The 24,266-nt window shown below is 74.4% G+C and carries 24 protein-coding genes; 19 read left to right on the top strand and 5 right to left on the bottom strand.

The features are described from left to right. Nucleotides 1-67 precede the first annotated feature (67 nt). Nucleotides 68-892, bottom strand: coding sequence for a transglycosylase family protein (locus ACI79T_RS12675; RefSeq protein WP_456610422.1), 825 nt, complete (start codon nucleotides 890-892; stop codon nucleotides 68-70). 284 nt (nucleotides 893-1,176) lie between these two features. On the opposite strand from ACI79T_RS12675, the gene dop reads away from it, so the two are divergent. After that, nucleotides 1,177-2,682: a depupylase/deamidase Dop gene (gene dop, locus ACI79T_RS12670; protein WP_456610421.1), complete on the top strand. Its 1,506-nt coding sequence runs from the start codon at nucleotides 1,177-1,179 to the stop codon at nucleotides 2,680-2,682. Nucleotides 2,683-2,739: 57 nt separating this feature from the next. Here dop and ACI79T_RS12665 read toward each other — a convergent pair whose 3' ends face one another. Next, nucleotides 2,740-3,660 (bottom strand): hypothetical protein, encoded by a 921-nt coding sequence (locus ACI79T_RS12665; RefSeq protein ID WP_456610420.1) that lies wholly within the window; start codon nucleotides 3,658-3,660, stop codon nucleotides 2,740-2,742. A gap of 327 nt (nucleotides 3,661-3,987) precedes the next feature. On the opposite strand from ACI79T_RS12665, the gene ACI79T_RS12660 reads away from it, so the two are divergent. The 6 genes from ACI79T_RS12660 to pafA all read left to right on the top strand — a co-directional run bounded on the left by ACI79T_RS12660 (nucleotide 3,988) and on the right by pafA (nucleotide 8,517). Continuing rightward, nucleotides 3,988-4,197 (top strand): ubiquitin-like protein Pup, encoded by a 210-nt coding sequence (locus ACI79T_RS12660; RefSeq protein ID WP_456610419.1) that lies wholly within the window; start codon nucleotides 3,988-3,990, stop codon nucleotides 4,195-4,197. A gap of 345 nt (nucleotides 4,198-4,542) precedes the next feature. Next, entirely contained in the window at nucleotides 4,543-4,890 is a 348-nt protein-coding gene (locus ACI79T_RS12655) for an endonuclease VII domain-containing protein (RefSeq protein ID WP_456610418.1), read from the top strand. A 95-nt stretch (nucleotides 4,891-4,985) separates the two neighbouring features. Continuing rightward, nucleotides 4,986-5,852, top strand: a complete 867-nt coding sequence (prcB, locus tag ACI79T_RS12650; protein ID WP_456610417.1) for a proteasome subunit beta — start codon at nucleotides 4,986-4,988, stop codon at nucleotides 5,850-5,852. Further along, on the top strand, nucleotides 5,849-6,724 hold the full coding sequence (gene prcA / locus ACI79T_RS12645) for a proteasome subunit alpha (protein ID WP_456610416.1): 876 nt from the start codon (nucleotides 5,849-5,851) through the stop codon (nucleotides 6,722-6,724). Before prcB ends, prcA begins: the two co-directional genes overlap by 4 nt. Nucleotides 6,725-6,755: 31 nt before the next feature. After that, the gene (locus ACI79T_RS12640; RefSeq protein ID WP_456610415.1) at nucleotides 6,756-7,103 is read left to right on the top strand and encodes a hypothetical protein; all 348 of its coding nucleotides are present in this window, start codon (nucleotides 6,756-6,758) and stop codon (nucleotides 7,101-7,103) included. Between the two features lie 55 nt (nucleotides 7,104-7,158). Beyond that, on the top strand, nucleotides 7,159-8,517 hold the full coding sequence (gene pafA, locus ACI79T_RS12635; protein WP_456610414.1) for a Pup--protein ligase: 1,359 nt from the start codon (nucleotides 7,159-7,161) through the stop codon (nucleotides 8,515-8,517). Nucleotides 8,518-8,666: 149 nt separating this feature from the next. On the opposite strand, the gene ACI79T_RS12630 is transcribed toward pafA, so the two are convergent. After that, complete coding sequence (locus ACI79T_RS12630; protein ID WP_456610413.1) at nucleotides 8,667-9,824, bottom strand: DUF3866 family protein; 1,158 nt, start codon at nucleotides 9,822-9,824, stop codon at nucleotides 8,667-8,669. 78 nt (nucleotides 9,825-9,902) lie between these two features. Between ACI79T_RS12630 and ACI79T_RS12625 the strand changes: the two genes are divergently transcribed. The 8 genes from ACI79T_RS12625 to ACI79T_RS12590 all read left to right on the top strand — a co-directional run bounded on the left by ACI79T_RS12625 (nucleotide 9,903) and on the right by ACI79T_RS12590 (nucleotide 18,138). Further along, nucleotides 9,903-10,892 carry a helix-turn-helix transcriptional regulator gene (locus ACI79T_RS12625; RefSeq protein ID WP_456610412.1) on the top strand — a complete coding sequence of 330 codons (990 nt, stop codon included), beginning with the start codon at nucleotides 9,903-9,905 and terminating at the stop codon, nucleotides 10,890-10,892. Continuing rightward, nucleotides 10,889-11,863, top strand: a complete 975-nt coding sequence (locus tag ACI79T_RS12620; protein ID WP_456610411.1) for a helix-turn-helix transcriptional regulator — start codon at nucleotides 10,889-10,891, stop codon at nucleotides 11,861-11,863. Before ACI79T_RS12625 ends, ACI79T_RS12620 begins: the two co-directional genes overlap by 4 nt. A 9-nt stretch (nucleotides 11,864-11,872) precedes the next feature. Further along, nucleotides 11,873-12,079: a hypothetical protein gene (locus tag ACI79T_RS12615; RefSeq protein WP_456610410.1), complete on the top strand. Its 207-nt coding sequence runs from the start codon at nucleotides 11,873-11,875 to the stop codon at nucleotides 12,077-12,079. 111 nt (nucleotides 12,080-12,190) lie between these two features. After that, nucleotides 12,191-12,511, top strand: coding sequence for a Sec-independent protein translocase subunit TatA (tatA, locus tag ACI79T_RS12610; protein ID WP_456610409.1), 321 nt, complete (start codon nucleotides 12,191-12,193; stop codon nucleotides 12,509-12,511). A 25-nt stretch (nucleotides 12,512-12,536) separates the two neighbouring features. Beyond that, nucleotides 12,537-13,451, top strand: a complete 915-nt coding sequence (gene tatC / locus ACI79T_RS12605) for a twin-arginine translocase subunit TatC (protein ID WP_456610408.1) — start codon at nucleotides 12,537-12,539, stop codon at nucleotides 13,449-13,451. A gap of 5 nt (nucleotides 13,452-13,456) precedes the next feature. Continuing rightward, nucleotides 13,457-14,344, top strand: coding sequence for a diacylglycerol kinase family protein (locus tag ACI79T_RS12600; protein WP_456610407.1), 888 nt, complete (start codon nucleotides 13,457-13,459; stop codon nucleotides 14,342-14,344). Between the two features lie 121 nt (nucleotides 14,345-14,465). Beyond that, nucleotides 14,466-17,312 carry a DEAD/DEAH box helicase gene (locus ACI79T_RS12595; protein WP_456610406.1) on the top strand — a complete coding sequence of 949 codons (2,847 nt, stop codon included), beginning with the start codon at nucleotides 14,466-14,468 and terminating at the stop codon, nucleotides 17,310-17,312. 511 nt (nucleotides 17,313-17,823) lie between these two features. Next, nucleotides 17,824-18,138, top strand: coding sequence for a DUF4333 domain-containing protein (locus tag ACI79T_RS12590; RefSeq protein ID WP_456610405.1), 315 nt, complete (start codon nucleotides 17,824-17,826; stop codon nucleotides 18,136-18,138). A gap of 6 nt (nucleotides 18,139-18,144) precedes the next feature. Here the strand turns inward: ACI79T_RS12590 and ACI79T_RS12585 are convergent, their stop codons facing one another. After that, nucleotides 18,145-19,062: a 5'-3' exonuclease gene (locus tag ACI79T_RS12585; RefSeq protein ID WP_456610430.1), complete on the bottom strand. Its 918-nt coding sequence runs from the start codon at nucleotides 19,060-19,062 to the stop codon at nucleotides 18,145-18,147. Between the two features lie 171 nt (nucleotides 19,063-19,233). Between ACI79T_RS12585 and ACI79T_RS12580 the strand changes: the two genes are divergently transcribed. The 3 genes from ACI79T_RS12580 to ACI79T_RS12570 are packed head-to-tail and all read left to right on the top strand — an operon-like array spanning nucleotide 19,234 to nucleotide 22,016. Continuing rightward, nucleotides 19,234-20,388 carry a M24 family metallopeptidase gene (locus ACI79T_RS12580; protein WP_456610404.1) on the top strand — a complete coding sequence of 385 codons (1,155 nt, stop codon included), beginning with the start codon at nucleotides 19,234-19,236 and terminating at the stop codon, nucleotides 20,386-20,388. Beyond that, entirely contained in the window at nucleotides 20,363-20,836 is a 474-nt protein-coding gene (locus tag ACI79T_RS12575; protein ID WP_456610403.1) for an Lrp/AsnC family transcriptional regulator, read from the top strand. Before ACI79T_RS12580 ends, ACI79T_RS12575 begins: the two co-directional genes overlap by 26 nt. Nucleotides 20,837-20,876: 40 nt before the next feature. Further along, complete coding sequence (locus ACI79T_RS12570; protein WP_456610402.1) at nucleotides 20,877-22,016, top strand: Rv2578c family radical SAM protein; 1,140 nt, start codon at nucleotides 20,877-20,879, stop codon at nucleotides 22,014-22,016. A gap of 7 nt (nucleotides 22,017-22,023) precedes the next feature. Here the strand turns inward: ACI79T_RS12570 and ACI79T_RS12565 are convergent, their stop codons facing one another. After that, nucleotides 22,024-22,869, bottom strand: a complete 846-nt coding sequence (locus tag ACI79T_RS12565; RefSeq protein WP_456610401.1) for a hypothetical protein — start codon at nucleotides 22,867-22,869, stop codon at nucleotides 22,024-22,026. Between the two features lie 214 nt (nucleotides 22,870-23,083). On the opposite strand from ACI79T_RS12565, the gene ACI79T_RS12560 reads away from it, so the two are divergent. Next, a complete protein-coding gene (locus ACI79T_RS12560) occupies nucleotides 23,084-24,262 on the top strand; it encodes a carboxylate-amine ligase (RefSeq protein ID WP_456610400.1) in 1,179 nt (392 codons plus the stop codon). The last annotated feature ends 4 nt before the right edge of the window (nucleotides 24,263-24,266 follow it).

The raw sequence follows: 24,266 nt of genomic DNA, 5'->3' as shown, positions 1-24,266 counted from the left end.
GAGCACGAGCGAACGGCCCGGTCACCCGCGGGGGTGACCGGGCCGAACGCGCGCGGACCGGGGCGGATCAGCCCAGGACGAGCACCTGGCCGGGGCGGATCAGCGCCGGGTCGGCGCCGATGACGTCCCGGTTGCTCTCGTACAGCGACTGCCAGTCCAAGCCGTTCGCCGCCGCGATGCGGGACAGCGTGTCACCGGACTGCACGGTGTAGGACTGCCCGCCGGGCGCCGGGGCCGCTGCCGGGGGAGCCGCCGCCGGTGCGGCCCCACCGAGGGTGAGCACCTGGCCGGGGTAGATCGCCGCGGGATCGGCGATCACCGCGCTGTTCGCCGCGTACAGCTCGCGCCAGTCCAGGCCGTTCGCCGCGGCGATCCCGGACAGCGTGTCACCGGAGCGCACGGTGTAGGTCTGGCCCGGAGCAGCCTGCGCGGGTGCCGGGGCCGGCGCGGGTGCCGGGGCCGGCGCGGCGGCGGCGACCGGCGGCGCGGGCGCGGCAGCGCTGCCTGCCTTGTCGGCCTCGGTGAGCCCGAGCTTCGCCGAGCAGGCCGGCCAGGCGCCCCAGCCCTGGACCGCCAGGGTCTTCTCGGCGATCGCGATCTGCTGCTCGCGGGTGGCGAGGTCCGCCCGCGCCGCGTACTCGGTACCGCCGAAGGCCTCCCAGGTGGGCTGGTAGAACTGCAGGCCGCCGTAGTAGCCGTTCCCGGTGTTGATCGACCAGTTGCCGCTGCTCTCGCACTGCGCGAGGCGGTCCCAGGTCTCCCCGTCCGCGGCCCCGGCGGTGCCGGTCCCGAGGAACGGGGCCAGCAGCACGGCGCCGGTCGCGGCGATGCCGGCGGTACGACGCCGGAGGGAGCGGGTGGACAGGCCGGAGGTGGTGCTCGGGTTCGTCATGATCCTCTCGAACGGCGGGCGCCACGTGCCCGCCGTCCGACGGCAGCACGCTCCACCCACGGAGCCGGAGAGACGAGGGACCGCACCGCTGGGCGGAGACGACGCGCGGCGGGTCCGGAGAACGCGCGGGGAGCGGCTCGACGGCCGTGGCATCCCGCACACGATCCCGGCCGCTCTGCTGCGGCCGGGGCACCACCGAGGCTACGGATCCGTTCCGATGTGTGCCACCGCCCGGTCCGGTGCCGCCCGGGGGGCCCGGACGGGACGCGGCCTAGGGTTGGGTCATGAGCGTGCGGCGGGTCATGGGCACCGAGGTGGAGTACGGGATCTCGGTGCCGGGTCAGCCGGGTGCCAACCCGACGACGCTGAGCAGCCAGGTCGTCAACGCGTGGGCGGTCGCCGAGGCGCCGACCCCGCGCCGGCCGCGCTGGGACTTCGAGGAGGAGTCGCCGCTGCGCGACGCCCGCGGCTTCGACCTCACGCCGGCGCAGGCCCTGGACCACAACGACCTCGACGAGGACTCCGGGATGGCCAACGTCATCCTCACGAACGGCGCCCGGCTCTACGTCGACCACGCGCACCCCGAGTACTCCACGCCGGAGGTCACGACCCCGCGCGACATCGTGCTGTGGGACAAGGCGGGGGAGCAGGTGATGGCCGAGGCGGCCCGTCGCGCCGCCCGCGTCCCGGGCACCCAGCCCATCCAGCTCTACAAGAACAACACCGACGGCAAGGGCGCGTCCTACGGCACGCACGAGAACTACCTGATGGACCGCCGCACCCCGTTCATCGACATCATCCGCGGGCTGGTGCCGTTCTTCGTCACCCGGCAGGTGTTCGCCGGGTCCGGCCGGGTGGGCATCGGCACCGAGAGCCGCAAGGACGGGTTCCAGCTGTCCCAGCGGGCCGACTTCTTCGAGGTCGAGGTGGGGCTGGAGACGACGCTCAAGCGGCCGATCATCAACACCCGGGACGAGCCGCACGCGAACCCCGACGAGTACCGCCGGCTGCACGTGATCATCGGCGACGCCAACCTCGCCGAGCTCGCGACCTACCTGAAGGTCGGGACGACGTCGCTGGTGCTGGCGATGATCGAGGCGCGTGCCCTCCCGCACGACCTGGCGCTCGAGGAGCCGGTGCAGGAGCTGCAGGCGATCAGCCACGACCCGACGCTCACCCACCGGGTGCTGCTGCGCGACGGCCGCCGCATGACCGCCATCGAGCTGCAGCGCACCTACCTGGAGCGGGCGGTGGCGTTCGTGGAGAGCCGCGGGGAGGCCGACGAGCAGACCGCCGACGTGCTGCGCCGCTGGGCCGAGGTGCTCGACGACCTGGAGATCGACCCGATGCGGCTGGCCGACCGGCTGGACTGGCCGGCGAAGCTCCGCCTGCTGGAGGGCTACCGGTCCCGCGACGGGCTGGCCTGGGGCGACTCCCGGCTGCGCCTGGTCGACCTGCAGTACTCCGACGTCCGGCCCGACAAGGGGCTGTACCACCGGCTGGTGGCCCGCGGGGCGATGCAGCGGCTGCTCACCGACGAGGAGGTGGCCCGCGCCATGGTGCACCCACCCGGCGACACGCGGGCGTTCTTCCGCGGCGAGTGCCTGCGCCGCTTCCCGGCCCAGGTGGCCGCGGCGTCCTGGGACTCGGTGGTCTTCGACCTGGGCCGGGAGAACCTGGTCCGCATCCCGACGATGGAGCCGCTGCGGGGCACCCGCGAGCACGTGGGCGCCCTGTTCGAGGCGTCCGCGACGGCTCAGGCGCTGGTCGACACCATCACCGGGGGCTGAGCCGCCCCCACCGTCACCGGTCGGCCGCCGACGGTGGGGGAGCGGTGAGCCGGCGACTCAGTCGGTGGTGCCGCCGGTGCCCTGGATCGCACCGGCGAGGTCCCAGCGCTGCGCGGTCTCGCGGAGCCAGTCGGCCCACTTCTCGACCTCGGGACCGTATTCGCCGGCGACGGCGTCCTCCATGATCTGCCGGACGTCGGCACGGGCCTCCTCGGGCTCCTGGCCGAGGACGTCCTGGATGTCTGCCCGCAGATCCGGCGGCAGGGACGAGAGCATCCCGCCGAACCGCTCGGACAGGTTCTCCGCCCGGTCCCCGTAGTCGCCGTCCAGGGCGCCCTGCACGATCTCCTCGAACTCCTCGGCCCGCTCGGACGCGGGGGTGTCCTGGAGGTCGTCGAGATCGCGCTCGAGGTGGTCGGGCAGCCAGTCACCGAACCTGATCGTCGGCAGGTCGCCGAGGGCGTCCTCCGCCTGCTGCTGGACCTCGCCCGCCGTCTGCTGCGCCTCCTCGAGGGCCTGCCGGGCCTGCTGCCGGGCGTCGTCGAGGGCCTGCTCGGCCTGCTCCACCGCCTGCTCGGCCTCCTGCTGAGCCTGCTCGCTGCCGTTCTCCGCGGCCTGCTCGGCCTCCTGCCGGGCGTCGCGGAGGGCCTGCTCGGCCTCGGACACCGCCTGCTCGGCCTCCTGCTGCGCGTCCTCCACCGCCTCCTCGGCTTCCCGCGGGGCCCGGTCGCCGTCGGTCTCCGCGGCCTGGCCGGCCTCCTGCCGGGCGTCGCGGAGGGCCTGCTCGGCCTCGGACACCGCCTGCTCGGCCTGCTGCCGCGCGTCCTCCAGCGCCTGCTCGGCCTCTTCCACCGCCTGCTGCGCCCGCTCCTGCACCGCCTCGACGGACTCGCCGACGTCATCGGCCGGTGCGGCGGCCGCCGCCGGGGCGAGGAACACCGCCGCAGCGGTCAGCGCTGCGGCGCCGGCGCCGGTCATCGGTCCTCGTCGTCCTCGAAGTCGCAGATTCACGTCCGTCTCCTCCATGCCGACTGTGGTGATCCCTGCCGCGCCGCCTGGCGCGGCACCGCGGTGCGGGCTCTCGTCGGGGCCCTCCGGACCGGGGCGGCAGCTCCGCTCCCTGTGTGTGCCCACGGGGCGCCGGTGAGAGCCGCGTCACGACATGACAGTCCTGTGACGACGGCGTGAGGTGCGGGGTGGGTGGACGAAAGGCGTCGTCGCGCGGGTCGGTCACGAGCCCCCGGATGTCGGTCCCGGCGGGTAACTTCCAGCGCACAGCACATCCGAGGAACCGGAGGGCACACCGTGGCGACCAGGGACACCGGCGGGCAGCAGAAGGCGACGCGGTCGCGTGAGGAGACCGACGAGGTCGAGGCCTCGGTCGACACCGAGGTCGCCGAGCGGCACAAGGAGATGACCGAGGACGTCGACTCCCTGCTGGACGAGATCGACGACGTGCTCGAGGAGAACGCCGAGGACTTCGTACGTTCATACGTACAAAAAGGGGGGGAGTGACCAAGATCATCCTTGGGGACGTCGCACCGGATGGACACCAAGTTCTGTCGTGACTGCGGCCGCCACCGTCCAGTCGCGGAGTTCACCAAGAACCGGCGATCCCGGGACGGGCTGGTCTTCTACTGCCGGGAGCACCTGGCAGCACGATCAGCCCGCAGCCGGGAGGCGCGGCGTGTGCAGCCTCGTAGGCAGCGAGTACCGCCCGCCGACGTCATCGTCCCCGAGGGTGCCAAGTGGTGTCCTGACTGCGGGAAGGTCCAACCCTTGCCCAACTTCCCGCGATCCCGCGCCAGTGCCAGCGGTTACGCGACGTACTGCCTGCCGTGTCACAACGAGCGGGGCAGGGTGTCGCGAGCGAAGGTCGGTGGCGCACGGACCTACCACCTGACGCGCCGGTACGGGATCACGGCGGCGGAAGCGGACGTCATGCTGGCGGCGCAGGGCGGGCTGTGCGCGCTCTGCCGCAGGGCGCCGGCCGAGCACGTCGACCACGACCACGCCACGGGCGCCGTCCGGGCGCTGCTCTGCTTCAACTGCAACGGCGGTCTTGGCCAGTTCCGGGACGACCCCGAGCTGCTGCACGTGGCCGCCTTCTACGTCGAGCACCACCGCGCGCAGCAGGCGCTCGCCGTCCTGGCGCGGACAGGCGGGGGAGAGCCGGACGGTACGGCCGACGTCACCGACCGCCGGTAGGGTCGCAGCGAGTCGGGGAACGCCGCGCCACCTGGCGAGGCGCACCCCGCGGAGCAGCGGTCACGCCGGCGCGAGCAGGCGGGAGAGGTGGATGGGTGAGCGAGTCGTCAGCTGGCCGGAGCGGGTTCCCGCCCGCCTACCTGGACCGGGTGGGTTCCTCGTTCACCGACTTCCTGTCGTCGGCCGCGCCGGACCTGCTGCCCGGCCGCCGTCCGGTCCCGCAGCTGCCCGTGGGTGAGATCGCGCCGCACGGCACCACGATCGTCGCGGCGACCTACGACGGCGGCGTCCTCATGGGCGGCGACCGCCGCGCCACGATGGGGAACCTGATCTCCAGCCGCGACATCGAGAAGGTCTACCCGGCCGACTCCTACAGCGTCATCGGCATCGCGGGCGCCGCCGGCATCGCCATCGAGATGGTGAAGCTCTACCAGGTCGAGCTCGAGCACTACGAGAAGATCGAAGGGCTCACGATGAGCCTCGACGGCAAGGCCAACCGGCTGGCCCAGATGATCCGCGGCAACCTCGGCGCGGCGCTGCAGGGCCTCGCCGTCGTCCCGCTGTTCGCCGGCTTCGACCTCGACGCCGCGCCCGGCAGCGCCCCGGGCCGCATCTTCAGCTACGACGTCACCGGTGGGAACTACGAGGAGCGCGGCTACGCCGCCGTCGGCTCCGGCTCCCTGTTCGCCAAGAACTCGCTCAAGAAGACCTGGCGGAACGGCCTCCCCGCCGACGAGGCCACCCGTACCGTCGTCGAGGCGCTGTACGACGCCGCCGACGACGACTCGGCCACCGGCGGCCCCGACCCGGTGCGCCGGCTGTACCCGATCGTCTACCGGGTCGACGCCGAGGGCTCCGTCCGGCTGACCGACGCCGAGGTGGCCGCGGTCGCCGACGGGATCATCACCGAGCGCGCGGCCGCGGACCGCCAGAACATGCCGCGGGAGGCCACGCAGCCATGACCATGCCGTACTACGCCTCCGCCGAGCAGGTCATGCGGGACCGCTCGGAGTACGCCCGCAAGGGCATCTCCCGCGGCCGCAGCGTCGCCGTCCTCACCTACGCCGACGGCGTCCTGCTGATCGCCGAGAACCCCAGCTCCACGCTGCACAAGATCGGCGAGATCTACGACCGGATCGGCTTCGCCGCCGTCGGCCGCTACAGCGAGTTCGAGAGCCTGCGGGTGGCCGGCGTCCGCCTGGCCGACGTCCGCGGCTACTCCTACAACCGGCGCGACGTCACCGGCCGGGTCATCGCCAACGCCTACGCGCAGACCCTCGGTGCCATCTTCACCGAGCAGATGAAGCCCTACGAGGTCGAGCTCTGCGTCGCCGAGGTCGGCGAGACCCCCGAGCGCGACCAGCTCTACCGGCTCACCTTCGACGGCTCGGTCGTCGACGAGCCCGACTTCGTCGTCATGGGCGGGCAGGCCGACTCCGTGACCTCGCACCTGCGGGAGAACTTCCACCCCGGCATGGGCCTGGCCGACGCGCTGAAGGTGGGGGTGGACGCGCTGTCGGCCGTCAGCCCCGCCACCGCCGGCGCCGGCAACGGGGGGCCCACCCGCCTGGGCGCCCAGCAGCTGGAGGTCGCCGTCCTCGACCGGCGGCGGCCCAAGCGCGCGTTCCGCAGGGTCGTCGGAGCCGCGCTGCACGGGCTGCTGGGCGACGGGCAGACCGGGGAGGAGGGGACGCCGACCCCCGGCCACGTCCCCACGCACCCCGCGCCGGGTACGCCCGCAGGCCTCGGTGACCCAGCGGCGCCGGACACCGCGGGCGGGGTCCCCGACTCCGGCGAGGGGCATCCGCAGACGGACGGGAACCCGGCCGACTGAACCCCGGCGCCAGCGGGGTAGGGGAGACGTCATGCCGAACTACGAGGTGAACGACGCCGCAGTCAGGCACGCCCGGAAGCTGATCGACGACGGAACCGTCGACGACCGGACGGAGTGGTCCGACGCCGCCCCGTCCGCCGACGACGGCAATGCCGAGATCGAGAAGCACGGCTGGGACGGCTACGCCGCCTGGCACCTCGCCGTCGACCCGGACGCGAACGAGGAGACCAAGAAGCGCTACCACTTCCCGTACGGCGACTTCCGGAAGGTCAACCGGGCTGCCCTGATCCACGGCAAGCAGCGGGCGTCCCAGAACGGGCACGACGAGATCGAGCAGGCATTCGACGACCTGCTGCAGCGGCTCGACGCGAAGCAGTAGCGGCCCGCCGGTCCGGTGGTGGGCCGGTGTCGCTCCCGGCGCCTAGTCTCGAAGCGTGGACCGACGGATCTTCGGGATCGAGACCGAGTACGGCGTCACGTGCACCTTCAAGGGGCAGCGGCGCCTCTCGCCGGACGAGGTGGCCCGGTACCTGTTCCGGCGGGTGGTGTCGTGGGGGCGCAGCTCCAACGTCTTCCTGCGCAACGGCTCCCGGCTGTACCTCGACGTCGGCAGCCACCCCGAGTACGCGACCGCCGAGTGCGACGACCTGGCCGAGCTCGTCGTCCACGACAAGGCCGGCGAGCGGATCCTCGAGGGGCTGCTGGTCGACGCCGAGCAGCGCCTGGCCGAGGAGGGCGTCACCGGCGACATCTACCTGTTCAAGAACAACACCGACTCGGCCGGCAACAGCTACGGCTGCCACGAGAACTACCTCGTCGGCCGGCACGGCGAGTTCGGCCGGCTGGCCGACGTCCTGATCCCGTTCCTCGTCAGCCGGCAGATCGTCGTCGGCGCCGGGAAGGTCCTCCAGACCCCGCGCGGCGCGCTGTACTGCGTGAGCCAGCGGGCGGAGCACATCTGGGAGGGCGTCTCCAGCGCCACCACGCGGTCCCGCCCGATCATCAACACCCGCGACGAGCCGCACGCCGACGCCGAGCGCTACCGGCGGCTGCACGTCATCGTCGGCGACTCGAACATGAGCGAGACGACGACCCTGCTCAAGGTCACCATGACCGACCTGGTGCTCCGCATGATCGAGGCCGGGGTCCCGATCCGCGACATGACCCTCGAGAACCCGATCCGGGCGATCCGGGAGATCAGCCACGACATGACCGGCCGGCGCAAGGTGCGGCTGGCCGGCGGACGCGAGATGTCGGCGCTGGAGATCCAGGCCGAGTACCACAGCCGGGCGACTGAGTTCGTCGACCGCGAGGGCTGCAGCCCCGTGCACCGGCAGATGCTGGAGCTGTGGGGCCGGGTGCTCAAGGCCGTCGACAGCGAGGACCTGAGCCTCATCGACCGCGAGATCGACTGGGCCATCAAGTACAGCCTCATCGAGCGCTACCGGGCCAAGCGCGACCTGCCGCTGTCCTCCCCGCGGGTCGCGCAGATGGACCTCGCCTACCACGACATCAGCCGCACCCGCGGGCTGTACTACCTGCTCGAGCGCGCCGGACAGGTCGACCGCGTGGTCCACGAGCCGCGGGTGTTCGAGGCGAAGAACGTGCCGCCGCAGACGACCCGCGCGAAGCTGCGCGGTGAGTTCATCCGCAAGGCCCAGGAGAAGCGCCGCGACTTCACCGTCGACTGGGTGCACCTGAAGCTCAACGACCAGGCCCAGCGCACCGTGCTCTGCAAGGACCCGTTCAAGTCCGTCGACGAGCGGGTCGAGAAGCTCATCGCCTCGATGTGATCTGCGGTCCTCCGGACCGCACCGCTCTGTGATCTGCGGTCCTCCGGACCGCACCGCGGCCAGGAGCCGTCCCCGACGGGCGTCGAGCCGCTGCATCGCGCCTGCGCGGACCCCTCCGGGGCCCACTCGGCACGATCACCGTGGTCGGGTCAGTCGATCGTCCCGGTCGCCACCTGCTCCTCGTCGGCCTCGACTGCCGGCTCGGGCAGGGGGACCTGGAGGGCGGCGTACCGGCCGGCCGCGGCGGCGGCCAGGAAGTAGGCGCGCTCCTCGGGGTAGCCGCGGCCCATCGTGCGCAGCGGCACGGGGGAGAGGCCGAGGGCGGTGTCCAGCCCGTCGGTGTCCACCCACACCACGACGTTGCGCTCCGGCTGCCCGGCCAGGTCCTCGTCCACCTGGCCGCCCAGCTCCGACGACAGCCCCCGCGGCGCGATCAGCGCGACCCCGCCGAGCGCCACCCGCCCGAATGCGGTCAGCGAGTGGTGCGACACCCCGCGGTGGCGCGGGCGGGGGTCGGCGTCGGAGATGCGCAGCGCCCCGACGGGCAGGCCGCCGAGCACGCTCACCGCGTTGCACGCCTCGCCCGCGGCGACGCCGGAGAAGCCCCACGGCGTCCCGGTGCCCAGGTTGCCGGGCCCCTGGCTGACGATCGCCAGGTCGGCGCCGAGCACGTGCTTGGCCGCCAGCAGCCCGGTGTGCAGCGTGACCGCCTCCAGGTCACCGCCGAAGGCCTGGCCCACGGTGACCACGCCGGCCAGCGAGTTCCGCAGGGCGTCGAGCGTGCGGGAGAAGCCGGCGGGCAGCGCCCCGCCGTCGGTCATCACGTAGGCGACCTTCAGGTCCGGGTCGGTCGCCAGCATCCCGATCAGGACGGCCGGCAGCGCCGAGTGCAGGTCCGCGACGACCACCGGCATCCCGGCGAGGTCGTCGGCCGCGGAGATCGCGGCGTGGTGCTCGGTCTCCTGCTCGTCGACGCCCTGGACCGTGACCTGCAGCGGCGTGTACCGGGCCTTCACCAGGTGCCCCGGGCCGGGCGGGTCCGGCGGCAACCGGTCCGGTACGGCGACGACCATCGCCACGCCACCGGTGCCGAGCCCCTGCGCCCAGGCCGTCGTGTTGAGCAGCACCTCGTCGTCGACCTGCGGGATCCCGACGACCGACGGGTAGGCCAGCGCCTTCATCGAGCCGTCCTCCGGCACCTCGACGGTGAGCTCCAGGGAGTCACGACCCGCCCGGCCGGTCGCGGTCACCGTGCCGCGCCGCCAGCGGATGCGCGAAGGGGGCGGCGGGGAAGCGGAGAAGGGCATGCCCGGAGGCTAGCCAGCGGGGCGGGAGATCATGCACCGGCGGCCTGTTCCGGCTCTCGCGTGACTAGCCTGAGCGCCATGGCGGCGAAGCGGGCGGAGCGACTGGTCAACCTGGTCATCGCGCTGCTCAGCACCCGGCAGTACGTGACGGCGGCGCGGATCCGCGCCACGGTGCCCGGCTACGAGGCCGACGACGGCAGCGACCGGGCCGACGAGGCGTTCAAGCGGATGTTCGAGCGGGACAAGGCCGAGCTGCGCGAGATGGGCGTGCCGCTGGAGACCGGCCGCACCAGCGTCTTCGACACCGAGGACGGCTACCGCATCGCCCGGGCCGACTACGAGCTGCCCGAGATCCACCTGACCGGCGAGGAGGCAGCCGCGGTGGGCCTGGCGCTGCGGCTGTGGGAGTCGGCCCAGCTGGCGGGTGCCGCCCAGAGCGCGCTGGTGAAGCTCAGGGCCGCCGGGGTCGACGTCGACACCTCCCGGTCGCTCCCCATCCAGCCGCGCATCGACCGCGGCGAGGCCGCCTTCGAACCCTGCTACGCCGCGGCCCGGGACCGCCGCAGGCTGCAGTTCGACTACCGGCGGCCCGACGAGGACACCGCCGTCCGCCGGGACGTCCAGCCGTGGGGCGTGGTCGCCTGGCACGGCCGCTGGTACCTGGTCGGCCACGACCTGGACCGGCAGGCCCCGCGGGTGTTCCGGCTGTCCCGGGTGACCGGCGCGCCGAAGGCCGTCGGTCCGGCCGGGGCGTTCGAGCCCCCGGCCGACCTCGACCTCACCGCCGTCGTGGCCGGTCAGGTCAGGGGGGAGGAGCACCTGGTCGTCGTCCGGGCCCGGCCCGGGACGGCGGTCGGGCTGCGCCGGCGCGCCACGTCGCTGGGCCCCGCCGACGACGGCAGCGGCGGGATCGAGGACCGGCTGCAGCTGCGCACCACCGAGCCGTGGGCCCTGGCGGAGGAGCTGGCCGCCTACGGCGCGGACGTCGTCGTGGAGGCGCCCACCCAGGTGCGGGACGCGGTGATCGGCCGGCTGACCCGCCTGGCGGCGATGGGGGAGCGCACGTGAGCACGACCGACCGGATGACCCGGCTGCTGGCCCTCGTCCCGTATCTCAGCGCCCGCCCGGACGGGGTGGCGCTCGCCGAGGCCGCCCGCGACTTCGGCGTCCCGGAGCGGCAGGTGCGCAGCGACCTCGAGCTGCTGTGGATGTGCGGCCTCCCCGGCTACGGCCCCGGCGACCTGATCGACGTCGCCTTCGAGGGTGACCGGGTGCGGGTCACCTTCAGCGCCGGCATGGTGCGGCCGCTGCGGCTCACCACCGACGAGGCGGTGGCGCTGGTGGTGGCGCTGCGCACGCTGCTCGAGCTGCCGGGGCTCGCCGAGAGGGACGCGGTCAGCCACGCGCTGGCGAAGGTGTCCGCCGCCGCCGGCGACGCCGCCGACCGGGTCAGCCCGGTGGCGGTCAGCGTGGACGCGCGGGAGGAGAACCTGGCCGTCGTCCGGGACGCCCTCGAGCGCGGCCGCGCCCTCCACCTGCACTACTACGTGCCGACCCGGGACGAGCGCACCGAGCGCACCGTCGACCCGATGCGGCTGCTCCTGGTCGACGGCCGGTCCTACCTGGAGGCCTGGTGCCGGCGGGCCGAGGGCGTGCGGCTGTTCCGGCTCGACCGGCTCGACGACGTCGCGGTCCTCGACGAGGCGGCCGCGCCCCCGCCGCAGGCCACCGCCCGGAACGTGGACAACGGCGTCTACCAGCCGGCGCCCGACGCCCCGGCGGTCCGGCTGCGGCTGGACCGCAGCGCGCGCTGGGTCGCCGAGTACTACCCGACCGAGGACGTCACCCCGGTCGACGACCCGCCCGGCGGGCTGGCCGTCACCGTCCGCACCGGCGACCTCGCCTGGGCGCGGCGGCTGGTGGCCACGCTCGGGGGGAGCGCGGTCGTCGACGAGCCGGCCGAGATCGGCACCCAGGTGGCCGCCGAGGCGCGGGCCGCCCTCGCCCGGTACGGCGTTCCGCCGGGCAGCGACGGCTAGGGTCGCCCCGTGGTGTTCTGGATCGTCCTGGCCGTCGTGGTGGTGCTGGCGCTCGTCGTCCTCGGCGTGGTCGCGCACGGCACGCTCGGCGCCTTCGGCCGGCTGGGCCGGGAGCTCGAGGCCGCCGAGCGCGACGTCGCCCCGGTGCGCACCCAGGTGCAGCAGTCCGCCGAACGGGCCGGGAAGCTGCGCGACCAGCGCACGACACCGAACTGAACGGCGGGCGAACAGGTCCGGGCCGAACCGGATGCGGCCGCTCAGGGCTTAAGAACGAGCACTTCCCGGCGTAACATCTCCGCTGCCACCCGAACTTCTGGAGGACGTGCCATGGGACTCGGCCCGCTCGAGATCGGCCTGATCATCCTGGCCATCCTGCTGCTCTTCGGCTACAAGAAGCTGCCCGACGCCTCGCGCTCGCTCGGTCGCTCGCTGCGCATCTTCAAGGGCGAGATGAAGGGCATGAAGGACGACGACGTCCGCAGCAAGGACGCCGCCACGACCACGCCCCTGCGCGGGGAGATCGTGACGCCGACCCCGTCCGGCGACCTGAACGGTCAGCTGGAGGAGGAGGCCCGGATCGCGGAGCTCCGCGCGTCCGAGCTGCGGGCCCGGGCCGAGCAGGCTCGCTCGTCCGACAGCTCGCGCTGACCTAGCTGCACGGGGGAGCACGGCGGTGAGCGAGTCCACCCGCGGCCCGCGCCGCCGGCGTCGGCCACCCCGCGACGAGCAGGCCACCATGAGCCTGATCGCGCACCTGACCGAGCTGCGCAACCGCATCGCCAAGGCGGGCCTGGCCATCCTGCTGGCCACCGCGGTCTGCTTCTGGTGGTACGAGCACGGCCTCGGCGAGTTCATCCGCGCCCCGTACTGCGGGCTGCCGGAGGATCTTCGCTACGGCGGCGACGACGCCGGCGGGTGCGGGCTGCTGATCACCAATGTCTTCGGCGGCGTCTTCATCCGCTTCAAGGTGGCCTTCCTGGCCGGCGTGGTGCTCTCGGCACCGTTCTGGCTGTGGCAGCTGTGGGCGTTCATCACCCCGGGCCTCAAGAGCAAGGAGAAGCGCTACGGCATCGGCTTCGTGGCCGTCTCCTCTGCGCTGTTCGGCCTCGGCGCGGTGCTGGCCTACGTGTCGCTGTCGGCCGGCCTGGAACTGCTGCTGAGCCTCGCCGGCGACGGCGTCGTCGTCGCGCTCACCGCGCAGGACTACATCGGCTTCGTGCTGTCGCTGCTGGTCGCGTTCGGCGCCAGCTTCGAGGTCCCGCTCATCGCCGTCGCGCTGAACCTGGTCGGCGTGCTGAGCCACGAGGTGCTGGCGAAGAGCCGCCGCTGGATCTTCTTCCTCACCATCGTGTTCGCCGCCTTCGTCACGCCGACGCAGGACCCGTTCACCATGCTGCTCATGGCCGGCCCGATGATCGTGCTGTTCGAGCTGGCCATCCAGCTGGCCCGCATCGTGGACCGGCGCCGGGCCAAGCGGGCGGCGCTGGAGCACTTCCACGACCTCGGCGACGACGAGGCCTCCCCGCTGGACACCCGACCCTCGACCCTCGACGAGCCCGTCGAATCCTCGCCGTCCGCTCGCGGCTGACCACGGTGGACGTCGCCGTCCTCACCAGCCCCTCCGCCGGCCGTGGCCGGGCGCGGAGCCTGGCCGCGGCGGTCCCCGGGCTGCTGCGGCAGGCGGGCCTGACGCCGCTGGTCCTGGACGCGTGCACGCGGCCGGACGCCGAGCGGCAGGCGGCCGACGCCGTCGCCGCGGGAGCGGGCGCGGTGCTGGCCGTCGGCGGGGACGGCGCGGCGCACGCCGGGTTGCAGGCGGTCGCCGGCACGGCGGTCCCGCTGGCGCTCGTCCCGACCGGGACCGGCAACGACCTCGCCCTCGCCCTGGGCGTGCCCGCCGACCCGGCCGCGGCCGTCCGCGCCGCCGCGGCCGACCTGCTGACCGGCCGCGTCCGTCGCGTCGACGCCGGCCGGTCGGCGGGCCGCTGGTGGGCCACGGTGCTCTGCTGCGGCTTCGACTCCGCGGTGACCGACCGGGCCAACCGGCTGCGCTGGCCGCCGGGGAGGCGGCGCTACGACCTCGCCGTCCTCGCCGAGCTGGCCCGGCTGCGCCCGTACGAGGTGACGCTGTCGCTGGACGGGGCCGCGCGGACGCTCCCGGCGACGATGGTCGCCGTCGGCAACACCGCCTGGTACGGCGGCGGGCTCCGCATCTGCCCGGGCGCCGATCCGGCCGACGGGCTCTTCGACGTCACCGTCGTCGGCGCCGTCACCCGACGCGAGCTGATCCGCACCAAGCCGAGGCTGGCCGACGGCTCGCACGTCGACCACCCGCTGGTCACCGTGCACCGGGCCGCCCGCGTGGAGCTGGCCTGCGCCGGCGTGACCACCTACGCCGACGGCGAGCCGGTGGCGCCGCTGCCGCTCGTCAGCGAGTGCGTGCCCGGCGCCGTCCGGGTGGCCGGCGCCCGCCCCGCCTGACCGCCCCACGGTGATCAGGTGACCTGATCGTCCGGGGTCCTGGCTCACCGTCGGTGGTGAGCCAGGACCCGGAACGATCAGCCGACCTCATCGTCCGGTGACGAGCGCCTAACGTGGAGGCATGTCCAGCCCCGCTGAGCGGTACGCCGCTGCCCGGAGGCGGACCTCCCACCCGACGCTGGCCGACTTCACCGCCGAGCTCGGCTTCTCCCTGGACCCGTTCCAGGTGGAGGCCTGCGAGGCGCTGGAGGACGGCTCGGGCGTCCTGGTCTGCGCGCCCACCGGCGCCGGCAAGACCGTGGTGGGCGAGTTCGCCGTGCACAAGGCCCTGGCCGAGGGGCGCAAGGCGTTCTACACGACCCCGATCAAGGCGCTGTCCAACCAGAAGTACAACGACCTGGTCGAGCGCTACGGCGCCGACCGGGTCGGGCTGCTGACCGGCGACAACGCCGTCAACGGCGACGCCCCGGTGGTCGTGATGACCACCGAGGTGCTGCGCAACATGCTCTACGCCGAGTCGCCGACGCTGACCGGGCTGGGCTACGTGGTCATGGACGAGGTGCACTACCTCGCCGACCGGTTCCGCGGCGCCGTCTGGGAGGAGGTGATCATCCACCTCCCGCCGTCGGTCACCCTGATCTCCCTCTCGGCGACGGTGAGCAACGCCGAGGAGTTCGCCGACTGGCTGGTGACCGTGCGCGGCGACACCGAGGTGGTGGTCAGCGAGGTCCGGCCCATCCCGCTCTGGCAGCACATGCTGGTCGGCAACAGGGTGTTCGACCTGTTCTCGCTCCGCCCGGCGGCGCACGCGGCGGAGCAGGGGGAGGGGCCCCGCCCGCTGTCCACCCGGGAGCGCGGCGCCTCCGTCGTCGACCCCGAACTGGTCCGCTACGTGCGCGAGCAGGAACGGCGGATCGACAGCTGGGGCGGCTCCGGCCGCCGGGACGGCCACCACCGGCCGCGGTACCGTCCGCCGGCCCGCTCCGACGTCGTCGAGCGGCTCGACCGGGCCGGGCTGCTGCCGGCGATCACCTTCGTCTTCAGCCGCAACGGGTGCGACGCCGCCGTGCACCAGTGCCTGCTGAGCGGGCTCCGGCTCACCGACGAGACCGAGCGCGCCGAGATCGCCGCGATCATCGACGAGCGCACCGGATCGCTGCCCGAGGAGGACCTGCACGTCCTGGGCTTCTGGGAGTGGCGCGAAGGCCTGCTCGCCGGGCTGGCCGCCCACCACGCGGGGCTGGTGCCGGCGTTCAAGGAGACGGTCGAGGAGTGCTTCGTCCGCGGCCTGGTCAAGGCCGTGTTCGCCACCGAGACCCTGGCGCTGGGCATCAACATGCCGGCGCGGACCGTCGTGCTCGAGCGGCTGGTCAAGTGGAACGGCGAGGCGCACGTCGACGTCACGCCGGGGGAGTACACCCAGCTCACCGGCCGGGCCGGGCGGCGCGGGATCGACGTCGAGGGGCACGCCGTCGTCGTGTGGGCGCCCGGCATGGACCCGTCGGTCGTCGCCGGGCTGGCGAGCACCCGCACCTATCCGCTGCGGTCGAGCTTCCGGCCCAGCTACAACATGGCCGTCAACCTGGTCAGCTCCTTCGGCCGCGCACGGGCACGGGAGCTCCTGGCCAGCTCGTTCGCCCAGTTCCAGGCCGACCGCTCGGTCGTCGGCCTGGCCCGGGCGGCGGCCCGCCACGAGCGCGAGGCCGAGCAGTTCGCCGCTGAGATGCGATCAGACCGGGGGGACGTCGGCGGCTACGTCCGGCTGCGCCGGGAGATCGCCGACCGCGAGAAGGAGCTTTCCCGCGACTCGCAGGCCAAGCGCCGGATGGAGGCCGCCGACGCCCTGGCCGCGCTCCGCCCCGGCGACGTCATCCGGGTGCCGACGGGACGCCGGCAGGGGCTCGCGGTCGTCCTGGACCCCGGCATCACCGACCTCGCCGATCCCCGCCCGCTGGTGCTGACCGAGGACAAGTGGGCGGGCCGGCTCGGCTCGGTCGACTTCCCGGCACCGGTGTCGGCGCTGGCCAGGGTGCGGGTGCCGAGGAACTTCAACCACCGCAGCCCGCACGCGCGCCGGGACCTCGCGTCCACGCTGCGCAACGCCCGCGTCGAGCACGACCTGGGCGCCCGGCGGGTGAAGCACCGCTCGGCCGCCGCCGACGACCCGGTCCTGGCCGACCTCCGGCAGGCGCTGCGCAACCACCCGGTGCACCAGCTGCCCGACCGCGAGGAGCGGGTTCGGGCAGCCGAGCGCTGGTTGCGCGCGGTGCACGAGGCGGAGTCGCTGCAGCGGAAGATGGCCGAGCGCACCGGTTCGCTCACCCGGCAGTTCGACCGCACCTGCGACGTCCTGGAGGAGCTGGGCTACCTGCTGCCGGAGCCGGCCCCGTTCGTGGCGGCCGACACCCAGGTGGCCGGTGCGGTCGGCGCCGGTGCAGCGGGGGAGGTCAGGGTCACCGACGACGGGCGCCGGCTGTCCCGCATCTGGTCCGAGTCGGACCTGCTGGCCGCCGAGTGCCTCCGGGCCGGCGTGTGGCGGGGGCTGAACCCGGCGGAGCTGGCGGCCGCGGTCTCCACCCTCGTCTTCGAGGCGCGGCGGGACACCCCGGGCCTGCCCGCGGTGCCGGCCGGCAAGGTCGCGGCGGCGATCGGCGAGATGCGCGGGATCCGGTCGCGGCTGCAGGACGTGGAGCTCGACCACGGCGTCCCGGCCGGCCGCGACCTCGACCTCGGCTTCGCCTGGGCCGCCTACCGCTGGGCGGACGGGCAGAGCCTGGACCGGGTGCTGGCCGGGGCGGAGCAGGCCGGCACGGAGCTCTCCGGCGGCGACTTCGTCCGGTGGACCCGCCAGCTGCTCGACCTGCTCGACCAGCTGGGCAAGGTCGCCGACGACGCCGTCGCACGGACGGCCCGCTCCGCGGTGGAGCGGATCCGCCGCGGCGTCGTCGCCGTCGCGGTCGGCGGCTGACGAGCGCGTCGCCGGCCATGGGGAGGGGTGCCGGTGCGGCAGAATCCGAGCGCGTCCCGCCGAGGGACGCAGTGACCCGGGAGCGACGATGACCGACCCGCCGTACCGCCAGGGCCGTAGCGGTGAGGAGCCGGGCGGCGGCCCGGCGCCCGGTCCCGGGGGCGCCCAGCCGCAGGGGCAGCCACCGCCGCACGGGCAGCAGCCGCCGCCCTCCGGCCAGCAGGCCCCGTACGGCCCCTGGGGGCACCAGCCCGGCGGTCCGCCGCACGGCGCCACCCAGCCCTACACCCGCCCGCCCGGGGGCTTCGGGCACCCCGCGCCCCCCGCACACCAGCCCTGGGGGCCGCCGTGGGGGGCGCCGCCGCCGTCCCCCCAGCAGTACGGAGGGCCCCCGGGGAGCTCGGCCCCGCCCTACGGCGGTCCCGGGTACCCCGGTCCGCCCCACGGCGGTCCGGGGTACGGCGCCACGGCACACGGCGTGCCGCCGTTCGCGGCGCCGGGGCAGTCGTCCGTGCCCCGCGGGCCCCGGTGGGGCCTGCTCGCCGTGCTGCTGGTCCTCGCCGTCGTCGCCGTCGCCGGCGTCGCGGTCCTCGCCACCACCACCGGGCCGACCGTCCTCTCGCGGGCGGCGGTCGAGCGCGACGTCGCGCTCCAGTTCGAGCAGCGCGAGGGCGTGGCGGTGGACCTCGAGTGCGCCGAGGAGATGACGGTGGAGGAGGGCGCCACCTACGAGTGCACCGGCGTGACCGCCGACGACGAGCAGATCACCTTGCGGCTCGAGATCACCGACGAGGACGGCGCCCGCTACACCTGGACCGAGCCCTGACCCGGGTCAGCCCAGCACGCCGTCCGGCCAACCGAGGGCGGCGCCCAGCCGGTTGAGCGACGACTGCAGCCCGTGGGCCTCGGCCAGCGCCGCGAGGGCCGCGGGGTCGGCCGGCGTGCGGGGGAGGGCGCCCTCGACGGCGGGCAGGTCGATGCCGGTGGCCACGGCGACCACGACCGGGGCGGCGTCGAGGTAATCGCTGGCGGCGTGCAGCTTCTTCAGCACGGCCGCGGTCAGCGGCGCCTTCGGGACGACGGTCCGCGCGGCCGCTGCCCGGATGCCGGCGAGGTCGCCGAACTCGTTGATCAGCGCGGCCGCCGTCTTCGCCCCGACCCCGGCGACGCCGGGGAGTCCGTCGCTGGGATCGCCGCGCAGCACGGCGAAGTCGGCGTAGGCGCGGCCGGGGATCCCGTACTTGGCGGCGACCGCGGCCTCGTCGACGAACTCCAGGTCCGAGATGCCGCGGGCGGTGTAGAGGATCCGCACGCCGCGGGCGTCGTCGACGAGCTGGAACAGGTCCCGGTCGCCGGTGACGACGTCGACCGGGCCTCGGGCGCGGGTGGCGAGCGTGCCGATCACGTCGTCGGCCTCGTAGCCGGGCGCACCCACGCGGGCGAGCCCGGCCGCGGCGAGCACCTCGACCAGGATCGGCACCTGGGGGCCCAGCTCGTCGGGTGTCTCTTCGCCGCCGTCGGGAGCGAGCCGGTGCGCCTTGTACGAGGGCAGCGCCTCGACGCGGAAGGCCGGCCGCCAGTCGTCGTCCCAGCAGGCCACCAGCCGGTCGGGGCCGTGCGTGGTGACCAGCCGGGCGGTCATGTCGAGGAAGCCGCGCACGGCGTTGATCGGGCGTCCGTCCGGCGTGGTCACGCTGGTGGGGACGCCGTAGAAGGCACGGAAGTACAGCGACGCGGCATCCAGCAGCATGGTGGTCACGCGGCCGCACCCCCGTCCCCGGTGGACGGGCGGCGATCCGCCCTCCGCGCCGTCGACGGTGCCGTGCTCCTGCGGGACCTCCGGAACTGCTCCACGACGGCGGACGGTAGCGGTCTGGCAACGATTGCGGGAAACGACGGTCCCCGTGGTTAGTCTGCGCTCGTGGGAACCGTGACGACTCCGGCCGGAACCGGCCCGCTCGTGACCATCGACCGGGTGCACGCCGCACGGGCGGTCGCCGGGCAACTGGGCGTCGACCTGCTCGTGCTCACCCCGGGCGCCGACCTGCGGTACCTCTGCGGGTACGCCGCCCACGCGATGGAGCGGCTGACCGCGCTCGCCGTTCCGCGGTCGGGCGAGCCCTTCCTCGTCGTGCCGCGGCTGGAGGCGCCCATGGTGGACGTGAGCCCGGCCGGTGCCCTCGGGCTGGAGCTGCTGGCCTGGGACGAGACCGACGACCCGTTCGCCCTGCTCGCCGCCGCCGCCACCGAGCGGCTGGGCTCGGCTCCGGCGCGGGTCGCCGTGGGCTCGCGCACCTGGGCCGAGCACGCGCTCGGTGTGCAGCGGGCGCTGCCCGGCTCCGCTCTGGAACTGGCGTCGCCGGTCGTCGACCGGCTGCGCATGGTCAAGACCCCGGCCGAGGTCGAGGAGCTCGCGCTGGCCGGTGCCGCCATCGACCGGGTGCACGCCCGCATGGGGGAGTGGCTGACCGTCGGGCGCACGGAGGCCCAGGTGGGAGCCGACATCGCCGCCGCGATCCTCGCCGAGGGGCACGTCGGCGTGGACTTCACCATCGTCGGGTCCGGGCCCAACGGCGCCAGCCCGCACCACGAGCTCTCCGACCGGGTGATCGCCGCCGGCGACCTGGTCGTGATCGACATCGGCGGGGAGACCGCCACCGGCTACCGCTCGGACTGCACCCGCACCTACGTCGTCGACGGCACGCCCGACGCCGAGGTCGCCGAGTGGTACGCCGTGCTGCACGCGGCCCAGCAGGCCGCGACGGCGGCGGTGCGGCCGGGCGTCACGGCCGAGCAGATCGACGCTGCGGCCCGCGAGGTGATCGCCGACGCCGGCTGGGGGGAGTACTTCATCCACCGCACCGGTCACGGCATCGGTCTGGACTCGCACGAGGCGCCCTACATCGTCGCCGGCAACGAGCTGCCCCTCGAGCCCGGCATGGCCTTCTCCGTGGAGCCGGGCATCTACCTGCCCGGCCGCCACGGGGCCCGCATCGAGGACATCGTGGTCTGCACCGACGACGGCGTCCGCGTCCTCAACAACGGTTCCCGTGAGCTCGTCGAACTCCCCGGCTGAGGCCGGGGCGACCGCGGTCGACGTCGACCGCGCCCTGCTGGCGGCACTGGCCCGGGACGGCCGCGCGAGCTTCACCGAGCTCGCCGAACGGGTGGGCCTGTCGGTCTCAGCGGTGCACCAGCGGGTGCGCCGGCTCGAGCAGCGGGGGCTGATCACCGGGTACCGCGCGACGCTGGACGCCCCGCAGATCGGGCTGCCGCTGACGGCGTTCGTGTCGATCACCCCGACCGACGCGCAGACCGACGACGCGCCGTCCCTGCTGGCCCACCTGGACGCCATCGAGGAGTGCCACGCGGTCGCCGGCGTGGAGAGCTACATCCTCAAGGTGCGGGTCGCCTCGCCCGACGCGCTGGAGAACCTGCTCAAGGAGATCCGGTCCACCGCGAACGTGAGCACCCGGACCACGGTGGTGCTGTCGACCTCCTACGAGGCGCGCCCGCTCATCTGACCCGCTGGACACGCGTTCGAACGTGTGTTCGGATGAGGGCATGCGGTGGGACGCGCAGCGGCTGGACCTGGACGAGCCCGGGGCGCTGCCCGGCATGCCGAGCATCCGGGGTCTGCTGCGCAGCGTGCAGGTGCCGGAGTTCCCCGGCCTCACGTTCCACGAGGTGCGGTCGAAGAGCGCGCTGAACCGCGTGCCCGGTGAATCCGCCATGCCGTTCCCGTGGACCATCAACCCCTACCGTGGATGCAGTCATTCGTGTGTCTACTGCTACGCCCGCCGGACGCACGAGTGGCTGGAGCTCGACTCGGGCCGGGACTTCGACAGCCAGGTGGTGGTGAAGACCAATTTGGTCGAGGTGCTGCAACGGGAGCTGGCCCGCCCGTCCTGGCAGCGGGAGCACGTCGCCCTGGGCACGAACACCGACCCCTACCAGCGGGCAGAGGGCCGGTACCGGCTCATGCCCGGCGTCATCGGGGCGCTGGCACGGTCGGGCACGCCGTTCTCCGTCCTGACGAAAGGCACCCTGCTGCGGCGGGACGTGCCATTGCTGGCGGCCGCGGCCCGCGACGTGCCGCTCGGGCTCGGCGTCTCCCTGGCCATCTGGGACGACGACCTGCACGCCGGACTGGAACCCGGGGTGCCGACGCCGCGCGCCCGGCTCGACCTGGTGCGCGCGCTCGCCGAGGCCGGCCTGCCCTGCGGCGTCTTCCTCGCGCCCGTGCTGCCCGGCCTCACCGACTCGGTGGAGCACCTCGACGCCGCCCTCGGGGCGATCGCTGCCGCCGGCGCGGCCGGGGTGACGGTCATCCCGCTGCACCTGCGCCCCGGCGCCCGGGAGTGGTTCATGGCCTGGCTGGCCCGGTCGCACCCGGACCTGCTGCCGCGTTACGAGCAGCTCTACGCCCGCCGGGCCTACGTGCCGGCCGAGTACCGGACGTGGCTGGCACGGCGGGTCGCGCCACTGCTCGCCCGCCACGGGCTCGACCGGCGCTCCGGGGGCGCGGCACGCGGGCTGGACGGAGCGACCGCCGACGGCGTGCCCGGGGACGAGGAGGTCGGTTTCCCCACCGGGAGCCTGCCCTCAGCGGGGCTGCCCGGCACCGCGCCCGCGCCCGCCGGCGGGCCGGCCCCGGCCGGCCACGGTGCCGCCGCGCCCGCCGAGCAGCTGACGCTGCTGTGAGCGGAGCTCAGCCGGCCAGCCGGGAGGCCCGCGCCACCGCCCGGCTCGCGCGGACCACGCCCCGCCGCCCCACCGGCGGGGCGCCGTCGGCCAGGGCGAGCCGGCGGTAGGAGTCGTAGGAGAGCGACCGGTACGCGGCGGCGAGCTCCTCGACGTGGTCGCGGCGGGACGGCGGTGTCGTCGCCCGCAGGTGCCCGATCGTGGTCCGCACGTGCTTGGTGAAGGTGGCCTGCAGGGCCTGGTTGGACAGCCGGCCACCGATGCGGGAGTCCAGACCGGGTCCGCGGCGCAGCGCCGGGAGCACCCAGGCACTGGTGGCCAGCGCGGGATACCGCCCGCGCACGGACTCCCACGCGTGCCAGGCGGTCAGCGCCCCGGGAACCGCCCACTCGCCGTCGTCGGTGGACAGGAGCAGTCGCCGGGTGGTCACGCGCACCTGGTCGCGGCGCAGCGAACGGAACACGCCGACGGGCGCCGGCCAGCCCAGGGCCAGTGCGCACCAGGCCACCGAGCGGAGGTGCTCCGGATCGTCGCCGCGGACCTGGGTGAGGGGGCGGAGGTCCAGCCGCGGGGGATCGGGCTCCGGGGTGCGGGGGAGCGGGAGGGCGAGCCCCCCGTACCGGGCGACCTTGCTGTACAGGGCCACGGTGGCCGGCTTCCACTCCCGCGCGGCGGCCAGCTCGTCGAGCCCGCCGGACGCCAGGTCGTCGGGGCCCAGGTCCAGCTCGAGGGCGGCGTCGACCAGCCGCCGCCACTGCGCCTCGTACCCCGGCGGCGGGGACCAGCGCGCCCAGGCGCGTGCCGGGGGAGGGGCGGGCATGTCGGGCAGTGGCTGCTGCCATGCACGTGGCATCCCCGAATACTACCGTTATCCCCAACAACAATACGACTTATCGTTGTGGTCACCTGTCGAGACCAGCATCACGTCGCCCTCCGGGCGCCGCCGCACCAACCCGGGGACCCGAACGGGCGACCGGCCGCCTGTCGCCCGCCGAGCGCCGCCCGGCCGGGTGAGCCGCACACATGCTGACCCTGCGCACCGTCGCCGGTGTCCGGATCATGGAGCGGTGCGGACGGTGGGTGTCGAGGAAGAGCTGCTCGTGGTCGATGCGGACGGGATTCCCGTACCGCAGGCGCCCGAGGCCCTGACGGTCGCGGCGCACCGCGGCGAGGGGGAGGACGTCGAGCAGCACGACCGGGCCGAGCGCGGCGAGGAGACCGGCGTCCCGGACACCGCCCGGCTGATGCCGGAGCTGAAGGCCCAGCAGCTCGAGCTCGGCACCCCCGTGTGCTCGACGCTCGGCGAGGTGCACGACCAGCTGCGCCACTGGCGGGACCGGGCCGACGCCGCCGCCGGCGCCGTCGGTGCGCGCGTCGCGGCCCTGGCCACCTCGCCGGTCGCCGTCGAACCGGTGCCCACGGAGGGGGAGCGGTACGAGCAGCTGGTGGACACCTTCGGGCGGACGGCCGAGGAGGTCCTCACCTGCGGCTGCCACGTGCACGTCTCGGTGGCCGACGACGAGGAGGGCGTGGCGGTCCTCAACCGCATCCGCGTGTGGCTCCCGGTGCTCACGGCGATCACCGCCAACTCGCCGTTCTGGCAGGGCCGGGACAGCTCGTACGCCAGCTACCGGTCGGAGGTGTGGCACCGCTGGCCCTCCGCGGGGCCGAACGGCCCCTTCGCCGACGCCGCCGACTACCACGCGGTCGTGGACGCGGTGCTCGCCACCGGCACGGTGCTGGACACCGGGATGGTCTACTTCGACGCCCGGCTGTCGGCCACCTGGCCCACCGTCGAGGTCCGCACCGCCGACGTGGCGCTGCACGTCGAGGACGCCGTCACGCTGGCCGGTCTGGTGCGCGGCCTGGTGGAGACCGCCGCGCGCGAGGCCCGGGCCGGGGTCGCGCCTCCGGAGATGCGGGCAGAGGTCCTGCGGCTCGCCACCTGGCGGGCCGGCCGGTCCGGCCTGTCCGGCGACCTGGTGCACCCGCACACCGGCCGGCCCGCGCGTGCGGCCGACGTGCTCGGCGATCTCCTCGGCCACGTCCGCGCCGCCCTCGCCGACGCCGGTGACGAGGCGCCCATCCGGGACGGGCTGGACGCCCTGCTGTCCCGGGGTACGGGTGCCGACCTCCAGCGGCGCGTCCACCGCGAGACCGGGAGCCTCGCCGCCGTGGTCCGGGCCGCCGTCGACGTCACGGCCGGTGAGGACGCCGCCCGGGCGGTCGCCGGGGGCAGCCGCTAGATTC

The sequence above is a fragment of the Blastococcus sp. SYSU DS0619 genome, assembly GCF_054051035.1.
Note: the sequence above shows the minus strand (reverse complement) of the source record. Positions and strands in the feature narration are given on the sequence as shown.

Bases quoted from the DNA above. Each gene is read 5' to 3' on its own strand.
- ACI79T_RS12570 (WP_456610402.1), top strand. From the start codon at position 20,877: ATGCGGTGGGACGCGCAGCGGCTGGACCTGGACGAGCCCGGGGCGCTG.
- ACI79T_RS12625 (WP_456610412.1), top strand. From the start codon at position 9,903: ATGGCGGCGAAGCGGGCGGAGCGACTGGTCAACCTGGTCATCGCGCTG.
- ACI79T_RS12630 (WP_456610413.1), bottom strand. From the start codon at position 9,824: ATGCCCTTCTCCGCTTCCCCGCCGCCCCCTTCGCGCATCCGCTGGCGG.
- ACI79T_RS12665 (WP_456610420.1), bottom strand. From the start codon at position 3,660: ATGACCGGCGCCGGCGCCGCAGCGCTGACCGCTGCGGCGGTGTTCCTC.
- ACI79T_RS12640 (WP_456610415.1), top strand. From the start codon at position 6,756: ATGCCGAACTACGAGGTGAACGACGCCGCAGTCAGGCACGCCCGGAAG.
- dop (WP_456610421.1), top strand. From the start codon at position 1,177: ATGAGCGTGCGGCGGGTCATGGGCACCGAGGTGGAGTACGGGATCTCG.
- ACI79T_RS12585 (WP_456610430.1), bottom strand. From the start codon at position 19,062: ATGCTGCTGGATGCCGCGTCGCTGTACTTCCGTGCCTTCTACGGCGTC.
- ACI79T_RS12595 (WP_456610406.1), top strand. From the start codon at position 14,466: ATGTCCAGCCCCGCTGAGCGGTACGCCGCTGCCCGGAGGCGGACCTCC.
- ACI79T_RS12675 (WP_456610422.1), bottom strand. From the start codon at position 892: ATGACGAACCCGAGCACCACCTCCGGCCTGTCCACCCGCTCCCTCCGG.
- tatA (WP_456610409.1), top strand. From the start codon at position 12,191: ATGGGACTCGGCCCGCTCGAGATCGGCCTGATCATCCTGGCCATCCTG.
- prcA (WP_456610416.1), top strand. From the start codon at position 5,849: ATGACCATGCCGTACTACGCCTCCGCCGAGCAGGTCATGCGGGACCGC.
- ACI79T_RS12565 (WP_456610401.1), bottom strand. From the start codon at position 22,869: ATGCCACGTGCATGGCAGCAGCCACTGCCCGACATGCCCGCCCCTCCC.